This window comes from Hyunsoonleella aquatilis, assembly GCF_014270105.1.
GTDB lineage: Bacteria > Bacteroidota > Bacteroidia > Flavobacteriales > Flavobacteriaceae > Jejuia > Jejuia aquatilis.
Genome location: NZ_JACNMF010000003.1, coordinates 58,012 through 72,320, shown reverse-complemented (window position 1 = coordinate 72,320; position 14,309 = coordinate 58,012). Strand labels below are relative to the sequence as shown.

General features: G+C 39.5%; 9 protein-coding genes. 7 read left to right on the top strand and 2 right to left on the bottom strand.

Annotation, left to right across the window (positions count from 1 at the left end):
- Position 1 precedes the first annotated feature (1 nt).
- Positions 2 to 1,372 (bottom strand): alanine/glycine:cation symporter family protein, encoded by a 1,371-nt coding sequence (locus H7U19_RS09255; RefSeq protein ID WP_425489556.1) that lies wholly within the window; start codon positions 1,370 to 1,372, stop codon positions 2 to 4.
- Positions 1,373 to 1,461: 89 nt separating this feature from the next.
- On the opposite strand from H7U19_RS09255, the gene H7U19_RS09250 reads away from it, so the two are divergent.
- The 3 genes from H7U19_RS09250 to H7U19_RS09240 are packed head-to-tail and all read left to right on the top strand — an operon-like array spanning position 1,462 to position 3,466.
- Entirely contained in the window at positions 1,462 to 2,550 is a 1,089-nt protein-coding gene (locus H7U19_RS09250) for a heparan-alpha-glucosaminide N-acetyltransferase domain-containing protein (RefSeq protein ID WP_186561668.1), read from the top strand.
- A gap of 4 nt (positions 2,551 to 2,554) precedes the next feature.
- A complete protein-coding gene (locus H7U19_RS09245; RefSeq protein ID WP_186561666.1) occupies positions 2,555 to 2,926 on the top strand; it encodes a TfoX/Sxy family protein in 372 nt (123 codons plus the stop codon).
- A 30-nt stretch (positions 2,927 to 2,956) separates the two neighbouring features.
- On the top strand, positions 2,957 to 3,466 hold the full coding sequence (locus H7U19_RS09240) for an IS1096 element passenger TnpR family protein (protein WP_186561664.1): 510 nt from the start codon (positions 2,957 to 2,959) through the stop codon (positions 3,464 to 3,466).
- A gap of 6 nt (positions 3,467 to 3,472) precedes the next feature.
- Here H7U19_RS09240 and H7U19_RS09235 read toward each other — a convergent pair whose 3' ends face one another.
- Positions 3,473 to 4,537 (bottom strand): hypothetical protein, encoded by a 1,065-nt coding sequence (locus tag H7U19_RS09235; protein ID WP_186561662.1) that lies wholly within the window; start codon positions 4,535 to 4,537, stop codon positions 3,473 to 3,475.
- A 112-nt stretch (positions 4,538 to 4,649) separates the two neighbouring features.
- On the opposite strand from H7U19_RS09235, the gene H7U19_RS09230 reads away from it, so the two are divergent.
- The 4 genes from H7U19_RS09230 to H7U19_RS09215 all read left to right on the top strand — a co-directional run bounded on the left by H7U19_RS09230 (position 4,650) and on the right by H7U19_RS09215 (position 14,197).
- Positions 4,650 to 5,546 carry an ABC transporter ATP-binding protein gene (locus H7U19_RS09230; protein ID WP_186561660.1) on the top strand — a complete coding sequence of 299 codons (897 nt, stop codon included), beginning with the start codon at positions 4,650 to 4,652 and terminating at the stop codon, positions 5,544 to 5,546.
- A gap of 10 nt (positions 5,547 to 5,556) precedes the next feature.
- Positions 5,557 to 6,381, top strand: coding sequence for an ABC transporter permease (locus tag H7U19_RS09225; protein WP_186561658.1), 825 nt, complete (start codon positions 5,557 to 5,559; stop codon positions 6,379 to 6,381).
- A gap of 27 nt (positions 6,382 to 6,408) precedes the next feature.
- The gene (locus tag H7U19_RS09220) at positions 6,409 to 9,183 is read left to right on the top strand and encodes a T9SS type B sorting domain-containing protein (protein ID WP_186561657.1); all 2,775 of its coding nucleotides are present in this window, start codon (positions 6,409 to 6,411) and stop codon (positions 9,181 to 9,183) included.
- A 130-nt stretch (positions 9,184 to 9,313) separates the two neighbouring features.
- Entirely contained in the window at positions 9,314 to 14,197 is a 4,884-nt protein-coding gene (locus H7U19_RS09215; protein ID WP_246454752.1) for a T9SS type B sorting domain-containing protein, read from the top strand.
- The last annotated feature ends 112 nt before the right edge of the window (positions 14,198 to 14,309 follow it).

The following is a 14,309-nucleotide window of genomic DNA, read 5'->3' as shown; positions in this document are numbered from 1 at the left end:
TTTATTGCATTTGTTTGATGTAACGTTTAATTTCTTTGGTCACTTTGGGTGCCAAAATTAGAGTGGCCAACATGGTTGGGAAGGCCATCAGGGCAAAAAAACCATCGATGAGATTAATCATCATACTCAATGTAGTGGTGGCTCCCAAAATGATACTCACAATGTAAATATAATTGTAATACGGTTTTTTATCAGCTCCAAAGAGGAAGCCCATGCATTTTGATCCATAATAAGCATAGGAAAACAAGGAGGAAATACTAAATACTGCAATACACAATAGCAAAATATACTGCCCAAAACCTGGAATAGCATTGGCAAATGCCGATGCGGTCAAACTGACGCCATTGGCATCCGTGGATTGCCAAACTCCTGTTACCAAAATAGCCAAGGCCGTAAGGGTACAGACGACCAATGTGTCTATGGCCGGCCCCATCATAGCCACTAAGCCTTCCCGGACGGGCTCGTTGGTTTTGGCTGCGCCGTGTGCCATTGGTGCCGTACCTATTCCCGCTTCATTGGAAAATGCCCCTCTGCGTATGCCCAATAGAATCAATCCGCCCAATGTACCTCCTAAAAAGGAATCGCCTAGAAAGTTATCGGCATTAAAGGCATCGGTAACAATTAAAACCAAATATTTTGGTACACTCTCAATGTTTGTCATTAAAATAATTAGTACCGCCAAAAAATACAAAACGACCATTGCCGGCACCAATTTGGAAGCAGTTTTGCTTATGCGTTTTAATCCTCCTAGGGTAACTATTCCCGTGATGAACACTAAAAACAATCCTATATATAAATTTGAAAAAAGCGTCACCTTCACTCCGTTTGGTTCCAGTAGAATATCATTTATTGCCTGCGTTAATTGATTGACATTGAATACTGGCAGGGCCCCCACCAAGCCACTTACGCTAAACCATATTGCCAGAGGTTTCCATGCTTTTCCCAATCCTTCAACAATGAAATACATTGGGCCTCCCTGAAGCTCCCCTGCACTATCCTTACCGCGAAACATAATGGACAATGCCGACGTATAAAATTTAGTGGACATCCCGATAACCGCACTCACCCACAACCAAAACACCGCTCCCGGTCCACCAATGGAAATAGCCACTGCCACACCGGCAATATTCCCCATCCCTACCGTGGCGGATAAAGCAGTAGTCAGAGCCTGAAAATGGGAAATCTGGCCAGGGTCATCGGGGTTGTCGTATTTACCACGCAAAACAGCAATCGCATGCCCCAGATATCGAAAAGGCAAAAACCTTGAAAGCACCAACAGGTATAAACCGCCCCCGGTTAAGAGTATCAGCAAAGGCAATCCCCACACAAAGGATGAAAAATCACTGAGGAATTGCTCTAAAAACTGCAACATAAACGGATATTATTTTATAAATATATCATTTTACTTCATTTTGGATTCCGATATTTAGAAGTATCTTTAGCTAGACTAAACCATTTTCTTTGCACACTAACCGCTTGTATTTTATTGATGCCGTTCGAGCTTTTGCCATATTGATGATGCTCCAAGGGCATTTTATAGATACCTTGATCGACCCCATTTTTAGGGATCCTGAGAACACGGCATATGCCATTTGGTCTTATTTTCGTGGGATTACCGCGCCAACCTTTTTTACCATTTCTGGGTTGGTTTTTATGTATTTGTTGTTGCGGGCTTACACCAAAGGCGACGACAAACCTCGGATTAAAAAAGGACTGTATCGGGGTTTGCTGCTTATTGCGATTGGCTACAGTTTGCGCATCAATATACTTAATTGGCTCAATGGCGATTTTAACTTAAGGTTTCTTGCCGTAGATGTGTTGCAATGTATCGGGCTGTCCCTTATCATTTTGGTGTTTTTGCATATGCTGTTGAAAAAACATTCGTATGTACTGTCAATTGTGTTGGCCATTATCGGAATCGCTTGTTTTTTAACCGAGCCACTTTACAGGGAGCTATCACTTTCAGGCGCGCCCAAACTTCTTGCCAACTATATTACCAAAGAAAATGGTTCAATCTTTACCATTCTACCTTGGTTTGGCTATACCGCATTTGGCGCTTGGTTGGCCACGGTATTTTTTAGGCACGTGCACAGGCCACGATTTAAATTACTGACGATTGCCTCATTTTTTATTATTGGACTCTTATTGATAAATTATTCTTCATTGGTTTTAGTGAAATTGTATCGCTTAACGGATTTTGAATTGTTATATGCCTCGGCAAACTACAATTATCTGTTTACAAGATTTGGAAATGTTTTGGTGATTTTCGCCCTATTTTATACTCTTGAACGTTTTATGAAACAATCCATCATCACAAGTATCGGCCAAAAAACGCTGTCCATTTATGTCATTCATTTTATTATCATTTACGGCAGCTATACGGGCTATGGGCTGAGCCGGTATTTGCGAAAATCCCTCAACCCAACGGAGGCCATTATAGGCGCAATTTGTTTTATACTTGTTGTTTGTTTTATTTCGTTTTATTATGCAAAAACGAATGCATTTTTGTATAATACCTTTAGAAAATTAGTGGATAAATTTAAAAGCTAAAATCATGGCCTACGACGAATTTCTGGCAGACCGCATTAGACGGCAATTGAAAGAAAAGCATACTGGGTTTTCCGAGTTTAAAATGATGGGAGGCCTTTGTTTTAAAGTAGACAACAAAATGTTATGCGGGATTCATATTGATAAAAAATATGGCGATAGCCTATTAATGGCACGCATTGGATTGGACGCCTACGAAAAAGAACTTGAAAAACCCGAATGCCTCCCAATGGATTTTACAGGCCGACCCATGAAAGGTTATATTTTTGTTGCGCCCGAGGGTTTCGACTCCGAAGAAACGCTCACTTATTGGCTAGATTTATGCTTAAAATTTAACCCCTTGGCAAAGGCCAGCAAATCCAGAAAACCAAAAAAATAAAGTTATCTTTGTACCCAATATTTAACTGAAATGATTTACAGATTTCGAGTGATTTTGGACAACGATACCGAAGAAGATGTGTTTCGGGATTTAGAAATTCGGGAGACCGATACCTTGGAGGATTTGCATAACATCATAACACAATCTTTTGGTTTTGACGGCAGTGAAATGGCTTCGTTTTATGTTAGTAACGACCAATGGGACCAAGGTGAGGAAATTTCGCTTTTCGATTTGAGTGAAGATGGTTCAGCACGGTTGATGAACGAAACTGCAATTAATGATGTGGTGCACGAAGCCCAGACCAAGCTAATCTATATTTACGACTTTTTAAGTATGTGGACGTTTTATGTTGAATTGGCTGAAATTGTAGATGAGGCAGAAGGATTCGATTATCCAAATTTAATGTTCGTGCAAGGGCAAGTTCCAGATAGTGCACCGGAGCGGATTTTTGAAGCCGAAGATAACGATTTTGATGAATTCGATGATGGTCTGGATGTTGAAGACTACAACAATCTTGACTTCGATGAAAACTGGAATTAAACTTATTTAACGCCTTAAATTTAAAGGGTTTACATTTTCATAATTATGTACTAGATACGCCAAAGCCTCTTCGAGGATTTCTCCCATATTTTTACACTTCTTAAACTTGCTGTCGTAAGTATACTCAAATATTTTTTCCTTTAGCAAGTCCACATTTTCATCCGTGGAAATCACATCTTTCATCATGCATTTTAGGAGTTCATTAATTCTATCATTAAAACTTTTTAAACGCTTAACCAATATGGAGCGCTCCTCAATTTTATATTGGTCAATGGATAGTTTTTGAATACTTTCAGACACCATTTCAACCATTTTAGTATTTTCCTTAAAAAATTGTGGGCGGTAAATATTAAACTTCCCTTCGTACGACTGTTGGTCAAAATCAATAGCTCGAATCCTGTACACCACATTGTCAAAATCATGCGTGGGCACAATCACATAATTGTAAGATCGCATATCTCCAAGTAATCGAATCATGCATCGCTCATTAAATTTTACAAACTCCTTTGCTATTTGAGACTTTTCCCTTTTTGTGCAATTGGGCAACATATCTTTTATAAACACATCTCCCGGAATACCCACAATATGCTCTTCAATCAAGGTGGTATTGTTCACCAAAAAATTCAAATTATAGGGGGAAAGCATATGCTCTAGCTCCAATCCATAAATACGAGAAGCATCTGCCGTTTTCACATAGAAATAGGTATAGTTATCGTTCATAATATTCCTAATCTTTATTCGAAAAGGCTTAGAATTCCCAAAAGTGCAGTAGTCAATGGCATCCACACTTAAAAACGGGAAAATGCTCTCGTTGCCATCAGAATGCAGATAAGCATACACTTTTTTCAAGGCCAAATCGATTTCCTCCCGATCAAACTCACTGTAGTACACGCGAATCCAAAGGGTATCGTTATCATCCTTATCATACACCTCAATGGCCCCTTGAAACCGCAACAAATCATCATAAAAAATTGGGGTTTTTGTAATCCTGTTGTATTCCGACAGGTATTTATTTAGCTTAGCAGAAATTGGATACGATGGTTTTCGCTTTGATATTTTTAAGTCTTCCATAATAGTTTGATTGCTCAAATTTAAGGGATTTTATGTAACAAAATATGCAACATCTCGTCATAAGTATAAACTAATCAATAGCCGGACACTTTTCGGTAAAAAACTTTTTCGCTTGGAACCTATTTTAACAATCAACAACCTGACAAAAAAATTTGGATATTTAACTGCAGTACAAGATTTATCCTTTACCATCAACAAAGGCAATGTTTATGGGATTTTAGGGCCTAACGGAAGCGGTAAATCCACTACCCTGGGCGTAGTACTAAATGTAGTGAATAAAACCTCGGGAGATTTTAAGTGGTTTGATGGCAATACCACAACGCATGATGCCCTTAAAAAAGTAGGCGCTATTATCGAGCGCCCCAACTTCTACCCATACATGACAGCATTTGAAAACCTGAAATTGGTTTGCAGAATAAAGGAAGTTGATTATTCTAAAATTGAGGAAAAGCTTGAGGTCGTTGGTCTTTTGGGCAGAAAGGACAGTAAATTCAAAACCTTTTCATTGGGAATGAAACAGCGATTGGCCATTGCCTCCGCCCTTTTAAACGACCCTGAAATTTTGATTTTGGATGAGCCTACAAATGGTTTAGACCCTCAGGGCATCCATCAAATCCGACAAATCATAAAGGATATTGCCAATCAAGGCACTACCATATTATTGGCTTCACACCTTTTAGACGAAGTTGAAAAAGTATGCACTCATGTTGTCGTACTGCGAAAAGGTGAAAAGTTGTATTCAGGCCGTGTAGACGAAATGATTTCAAGTCACGGTTTCTTTGAATTGAAATGCAAAAATAGCCAAGAACTTCTTGATTTTTTAAATAACAATACATCCTTTGGAAAGATAAAGGTAGAAGGCGAATTGATTACCGCTTTTTTAAATGAACCGCTACCTTCGGACGAATTCAACAAATTGCTTTTCGAAAAAGGCATAATTCTGACACATTTAGTGCAGCGCAAAGAAAGCCTTGAGGAGCAATTTTTACAACTAACCGACAACCAATAACCCCATAGAAATGTTACGACTGCTGAAGCTAGAATTGCAAAAACTAATGCTCAATAAAACGAGTAAAGTACTTATTTTCATCTCGTTTATCTTACCGCTTTTTATAATCTTTTTATCCTCTTTAAAAATACCTTTTTTCGGCTATTTTACCATAGAACTTGGGGAATGGGGCGTTTTCAATTTTCCATTGATTTGGCATTTAGTAACCTATTTTGCGGCACACTTCAAGCTATTTTTCGCTATTGTAGTGGTTAGTATGATTGGCAATGAATACAGCAACAAAACCATCAAACAAAATTTAATTGACGGCTTGAGCAAAAAAGAATTTATTCTTTCCAAGTTTTACACTATCATATTCTTCTCCTTGGTCTCAACTGCCATAATTTTTATATTGACTATGGCCATAGGCCTTTATTATTCTAGTTACAACGAGTTTAACATCATATTTGCTGACACTGAGTTTCTTTTGGCTTACTTTGTCAAACTGATTGGATTTTTCAGCTTGTGCTTATTGCTTGGAATGTTAGTAAAACGGTCAGCTTTTGCGTTGGCCTTTTTATTCATCCTTTTCATATTGGAGTGGATTATATATGCCATAATTTACAAATTTACCAATGACGATATAGCCACGGGCATACACAACCTTTTCCCTTTAAAGTCCATGTACAAGTTGATTGACTGGCCCGCATTGCGCATAGCCTCAATGAAGGCTCCAAACAACCAAGAGTTTATTCACGATTACGGAGTGCACTTCCATGAAATCTTAATCGTTTTAGCTTGGACAGGACTATTCATCTTTTTATCGTATAGATTATTAAAAAAGCGCGATTTATAATATCTTTGATGGCATTGCTATGAAAAGATGAAAAAAATTGCCCTTTTAGTGATTCTATTTGTCGTAAACGCTAGTGTTTATGCACAAGGTGAAGCCTCCAATTGGTATTTTGGATACGGCGGGGGCGTAAGTTTTGATCCTTTTACTGGAGTGGCCACTTCATTGAACGACGGAAACCTTTTTACAAATGAAGGCTGTGCCTCAATTTCTGATAATTTTGGCAATTTGCTTTTTTACACCGACGGCTCTACCATTTGGAATAAGGAACACGATGTCATGATGGGAGGCACAGACCTGTTTGGGGACGCCTCCAGTACCCAATCGGCAATAATAGTTCCGAAACCAAGCCATCCAGATTCGTATTACGTATTTACTGTGGACAATGAACTTGACGGGTTTAATTATGGCCTAAATTACTCTGAAGTTGACATGAGAAGAGACGAAGGCCGTGGAGAAGTTACTACGAAAAACATCAACCTTTTAGGTACTTGTTCAGAAAAATTGACTGCCGTTTTAAAAGATTGTGAGACCGAATCCCTTTGGGTAATTGCTTTTTCCTCAGAGAATGGAATAGAGGCAGGTTTTAATACGTACCACGCTTTTGAGGTAAGCAACGTTGGCGTTAGTGCAACCCCGGTTAAATCGACATTTAGTAGTCTAAGTGTATTTGATGCCAGAGGCAATTTAAAGCTCTCGCCGGATGGAACAAAAATGGCAGTAGCCAATGTGACCAATAATACCATTGATCCACCGGGCAACAACAGACTATTACTCTATGATTTTGACGCCACCACGGGAATTGTAAGTAATCAGCTGCAACTAAATATTTCTGGCTTGAACAGTTTTCCATATGGAGTGGAATTTTCGCCAAACAACCAATTCCTTTATGTCCATTCCTCCAACAACTACAACAATCTGAACATCCCATTGGCAAATAACGACCCGACCAACCACAGGTCCACTTTAACTCAATTTGATGTTACGGAAGCTGATATCCAAGCATCAGAATTTGCCATAGATGAGCGTCAGCTTTATAGAGGCTCACTTCAGTTAGGACCAAACGGAAAAATTTATCGTGCTTTAGCCGCTACCTATAATTTTGGGATTCCATATTTGGCAGTCATACATAATCCCAACCAGAGAGGACAGGCTTGCAATTACGACCATAATGGGATTGAGTTGTCCCCAAATCGCTCCACTCAAGGCCTTCCCCCTTTTCTTACTTCATTTTTCAATGAAAAAATTGATATTATCCAAAATGGATCTTCCTCAAATTCACTTAGTTTATGTGAAGGCGACTCATATACATTGCGGGCTCCGGACATAGATGGAGCCGTTTACTTTTGGAGCAAGGACAATTTAGATCTTCCCAATGATACAACCACCTTATCCGTCAACGAATCGGGGATATATGAAGTAATCATTGAAATTGATGGAGAAAAGTGTAACGGACTTGAAGGGCAAGCTTTAATGCAGTTTAAACCAAAACCTGTTACCACAGACTACACATTACTCCAATGTGACGAGGACGCACAGCCAAACGACGGAATAACTCGTTTTAATCTTAATAAAGCTATTGAAATTTTTACGGCAAGTGAGCCAAACCTGTCTGTCAATTTTTACAGGGATGCCTCAAAAACAAATAGGATTTCAATCCCCAACGATTTTCAAAATGCTACCAATCCACAAATAATTTATGTTGAAGTCATAAATACAGATACCACCTGCAGCAACACTTCAGAATTAACCCTAGCTGTGAGCCTAACAAGTGTTTTAAACGAAGAACTGACAACTTGCGATGATGATGGCGTGGAAGACGGCTTTCGCGAATTTACTCTGTCCAATGCAAATACCACTATTTTGGGTGGGGCGCCAGCCAGTGCAAGTATTGCTTTTTATGTAAGCTATAATGATGCATTACTTGAACGAAATAAGTTGCCAGAACAATATACCAATACAACTGCCTATAGCCAAACTGTTTATGCAAGGGTTGAAAACGAGAATAACTGTTACGGCATTGGCGAAATCAAATTAACGGTTTACCCTCTTCCGGAGATCGATAGTGCAAGTACCACGGCCTACTACTGCACTAATTTTTTCCCAGAACCAATCACTTTGGAAGCCGGAGTATTCACATCGGATATTTCTAATTTCAGATATGAATGGACAGATAATACAGGAACGCTTATCTCACAAAGCCCAACAATTATAGTGAACCAAACAGGAACCTACCAAGCAAATGTAATAGATAAAATCACCGGATGTTCCAAAGTAAAAACTATTGAAGTTGAACCATCAAATATCGCCAAAATTGAAGGCTTTGATTTTAACGATAACAATACTTACAACAATATTCCTGTCGCAGTTATCGTTTCGGGAGATGGCACCTATCAATTTCAGCTGGAAGATAGCGACGGCAACATGGTGGCACCATACCAAAACAGCGATACATTCGTTAATATAAAACCCGGTATTTATACGGTTTATGTGAGAGATGTGAAAAACAATTGCGGTACAGTATCGGACGATGTCTCCATAATAGGTTTTCCAAAGTATTTCACACCAAATAACGACGGATCTAGCGATACTTGGAATGTTTTAGGTGTTTCTGAAATGTTCCAGCCTAATACCAAGGTTAAAATTTATAATAGGTACGGTAAATTGGTAAAACAACTAGATCCACTTGGCACCGGTTGGGACGGTACACTGAATGGTTTGAGATTGCCAACCGACGACTATTGGTTCTTTGTAACCCTCCAGGATGGCAGGGTGTTTAAGAACCATTTTACACTAAAATATTAAGGCATTATGAGAATAAAACCAATTTAATTGCATTTCATCGGATTTTTTTTGCATTTCGTCTAAAATATAGTTACTTTCGATGCCTAAATAAGCCCTCAAAAAAGATATTGTTTCACCCAAATGTTACAAATTGAAAAAGAGCCTACATGTTTGTCTATTGCTAATTGCATTAGTCTTTGCAATTAACTCAGCGGTTTCCCAGCAAATTACTGTAAATGGAAACGTAACCGTTCAGCAGCTTATAGAAGATAATTTAGTAGACGGTTGTGTTGAAGTATCCAACATCACCTCTACAGTTAATGGTAATAGCACTGGCTTTAGGAGCTATGCGGAATTTAGCAGGGGAAGCTCCAATTTTCCTTTTGAGAACGGTATCATGTTATCCACAGGGGCAGCCGAATCTGCTGGAAATGCGGTTACCACAACCACCTTAAGCGAAGGCTCAGATGTTTGGGGCACCGACCCTGATTTAGAAGCCGCACTTGGTATTACCAATACCCTTAATGCAACCTCCATAGAATTCGACTTTGTTTCCATTTCTAATAGAGTACAGTTCAATTATTTACTGGCCTCGGAAGAGTATTCAGGTATCAACCCCTGTAACGTATCTGATGGATTTGCATTCCTGATACGAGAAGCTGGTAGCGGGTTGCCCTATCAAAATATTGCCTTGGTTCCTGGCACGACAACTCCGGTAAATACAAATACCGTGCATGACGAAATTGTAGGTGTGTGTGCCGCCCAAAACGAGCAATATTTTGATGGCTACAATATTGGCGACACCAACTATAATGGAAGAACCGAAGTATTCACTGCATCGACTACAATTACCCCATTCGTAACATACCATATCAAATTGGTAATTGCGGATGGGTTTGATAATGAATTTGATTCTGCAGTATTTATCGAAGGAGATAGTTTCAAAATTCTGGATTTAGGAGACGATATTGATACTTGCGCCCAATCCATTACACTGGATGGAGATATTCAGAGTCCCAGTGCCACTTACGCCTGGTTTCTTGATAATGTCCTAATTTCCGGAGAAACAAACCCAACATTAGATGTTACCCAAAGTGGCACCTATCGCGTTGAAATTACCAATACTCTTAATAGCACAGCCTGTGTGGAAGAGGACGAAATTGTGGTTAACATTCAAACCGAAATCACCCTTTCTCCAATTTCGGACTATATGCTCTGTGACGACCTTAGTGGCGATGAAGTTGAAACGTTTGATCTCTCTATAAAGAACACAGAGGTTATGGGCATCTTTCCGTCCACATTTACAAATACCACTTTTTCATACCATTTGTCAGATGCTGACGCTAGAAATAGTGCAAATCCTATCACCACGCCAATTCAAAACACATCGTTAACGCAACCTATTTTTATCCGAATAGACGATATGGACACAGGGTGTATTGCCTATTCCACATTCAATTTAGTAGTAAACCCCATTCCGGATATTATGGACCCCACAATTCTGGAAATATGCGATACCGACAATGATCCAAGTGATGGTTTTACAGCCATAGATTTAACAGTAAAGGATGACGAAATTACCATGGGAGACACATCACTTACGGTAAGTTATCATTACAATGCACTTGATGCGGACAATGGCGACAATCCCATTCCTACTCCCTATGTTAACAATAATACACCAAACGAAACGGTTTATGTCAGGGTGGTCAATTCTGTATCAGGATGTTATAATACTTCGGCCCCGTTGACAATTGATATAACCAGGGGGCCAGTTATCAATAGGGAGCCCACACCATTAGATGGTTGCGATACAGATCATGACGGTTTTGATACATTTGATTTAACTCAAGCCATATCTGATGTTTTAGACGGCCTGCCCCTTTCAGATGTTACAGTTTCGTTCCATGAAAGTAACGATGACGCCGTAAATAACACTGATGCCATTGCTAATGAAACCAACTATCAAAATATAGCACCTGAGGTACAAGTAGTTTATGTTCGTGTAGAGGATAACGCTACGGGCTGTGCCTCTATCGCACCATTGGAAATACACACCAACCTGTTGCTTACTGGTACTGATACTGGGGATTTCGCGCTTTGTGACGACCCGTCTAACGATGGCATAATTGATTTTAATCTGTTTATTGTCGAAACATTTATTGCGGACGACATTGACAACGTTACAGTCACATTTTACGAATCGGAAGCAGAATACAATGCCAATAATCCTATAGACAAAAATAATCTTTATCCAGCTTCCAACCCTACCACTTTATTCATTGAAATCGAAAATGGTTCGTGTACCGAAGTTTCTGAAATCAATCTAATTGTAAACCCAGTATTGATTTTCGATCCTTTTGACCCAGTACCCTACTGCGACGACGATGATGATGGTATTGTAAGCATAGATTTATCTTCCTTTGACGAATTAATCCTTAATGGTAATACGGACTTTATAGTATCTTATTTTGCCTCTCAGGCGGATGCGGATACCAACTTTAATCCGTTACCACCGTTTTACACCAATTCACAACCACAGGAGACTATTTATGCAAGAATTGAAAGCGATGGCACTGGCTGTTACACCGTTAACGAATTTGAAATTGAAGTGGTTGCTGCACCTGGTGTTACAACGCCAACGCCTTTTACCATTTGTGACGACGACCAAGATGGCTTGACCATTTTAAATCTGGAGGATAAAATTCCCGAAATTGTTCCTGATACCACAGGGCTTGATATTTCGTTTTTTACTGATGAAAACGATGCCATTAATGATAGCAACCCTATAGCTACCCCAACCAATTACGAAACCGGTACGCAAACCATATATGTCCGAGTCACCAGCAACACCACAGTTTCCAGATGTTACGATATTGCCGAGCTTGAAGTTTATGTGAATACAATTCCCGTGTTTTCTTCAATAACTAACTTTCAAATTTGCGAGGACGATGGCGACAATCAAGCTGAGTTTTTATTTTCAGATTGGGATGCCGAAATCCTGAACGGCCAAACGGGTAAGGAGGTGCTTTATTTTGAAGATGCAGGATACACAAACCCAATTGACAAAAACACTCTGTATACAAATACCTCGAGCCCACAAACCATTTATGTAAGGGTAGAAAATATTACAGATACCTCATGTATGGCAGAAACATCCTTTTTTATTGAAGTTGGCGCCAATCCCGTTTATAACGTTCCTGGCTCCTTTTTGGTATGTGATGACGCTTCTAACGATGGGGTTGAAACATTCGATCTTCAACGAAAAATTGATGAAATCTCACAGGGTTCACCGAGCGACTTAATCATTAGCTTTTTTAATGACGAGCAAAATGCCCTTGACAATGTTAACCCAATTGACCTACAGTACACTAACACCCAAAATCCGGAACAGCTTTATGCACGAATAGAAAATAACGGTTCCGACTGTACTGTAATAGAGGAGTTCGGTATCAATGTGGTGGCCTCCCCCGACCTATCGCAAGCCGAAGTGTTCTCGCAATGCGACGACGATTACGATGGTCTGGTACCCTTCAATCTTGATGATGCTGAATACGAAAACTTCGACAGGTTTCAAACGGATATTTCTGTACATTACTTTGAAAATATGGCGGACGTTGAGGATGATAATCTGGCCATTCCAAATCCGAACAGCTATATGTCGGGTTCCGGAACTGTTTATATCAAAGTTACCAATAACCAAACAACTTGTTTCACTGTAATACCGTTAACATTGGAAGTTATAGCTTTGCCCAATATCAATTTTAACGGTGTTATTCCAATATGCGAGAATAATACGAATACTTTTGACTTGTCCACGGTAGATGACATGTTGGTAGATGATGTCAATGCCGTGATCATCAACTATTTTAATAACCCGACGGACGCCCAAAACAATATGGGGGCCTTAAGCGATACTTATTCATATTCAGCAAGCAGCCATACCATTTATACACGTATCGAAAGTTTATCAACACAGTGCATCACCTACGGCAATTTTACGCTTCAAATTAACCCTAACCCCATTGCCAATGCACCTCAGAATTTGATAAAATGTGATGATGACGATGATGGTTTACTGGTTTTCAATCTTACTGAAGCGAATGCCGATATATTGGGGACGCAACCCGCAAGCGACCATAATATCACGTTCTACAATACATTTGACGATGCCGAAATGGATACCAACAGGATTTCCTCATCCTACCAAGCTACCGATGGCGAAATCATATATGCTAGGTTGGAAAACGGGAATACGGGCTGTTATGATGCCACGCAATTTGCAACAATGATCAACCCGCTACCTATCATACCCATTGAGGATGTTCCTCTGTGCATAGACGACTTGCCTCTTATTATTGATGCCTACACAGGAAACCCAAATGATACTTATCTTTGGTCGACAAACGTAAATCCTGCTGTAAACGGCTTTACGGGTTCCCAAATCACATTGACCAATATTTCCCAAGTTGGCGATTATACTGTGGAAGTAACAAGGCCGCATGCCAATGCCGAAAGTTGCGTGGATTCAGAAACTATCACTGTCATCGATTCGCAACAAGCTATTTTTGCCGAACCTGAAATCGTCAATTTTTCCGACCCAAATTCAGTTGTTGTAAATGTAAATGGTATCGGTAATTATGTTTACCGATTGAATGAGGGGGAGCCGCAAACTTCCAACGTATTTTTAAATGTACCACTTGGCGAGAACACAATTTATGTTGATGACCTAAATGGTTGTGCCACGGCAGAAACGGAAGTTTTCATAATTGATATTCCAAAATTTGTAACTCCAAATGGTGATGGCGATTTTGACACTTGGCATATTGTTGGTGCAAATATGCTCCCCGGTTCGTTGGTTTACATTTATAACCGCCATGGTAAACTTTTGAAAATGTTAGCCCACAACTCCCCAGGTTGGGATGGCACTTTTAATGGGTCTAACATGCCTGCGGATGATTATTGGTTCTCGGCGGACATTGTCCAAAACGGGGAATCCTTTAATATTCGAGGACATTTTGCCCTGAAACGCTAAGTTAATGATCTATTCGATTTCAGAATATCAATAGAATTTAAGGATACCAAACGCATTTTACCCCAAATTTTAAACCTTCAAAGTTTTTATAAGTCAAATACAATTAAAAGTG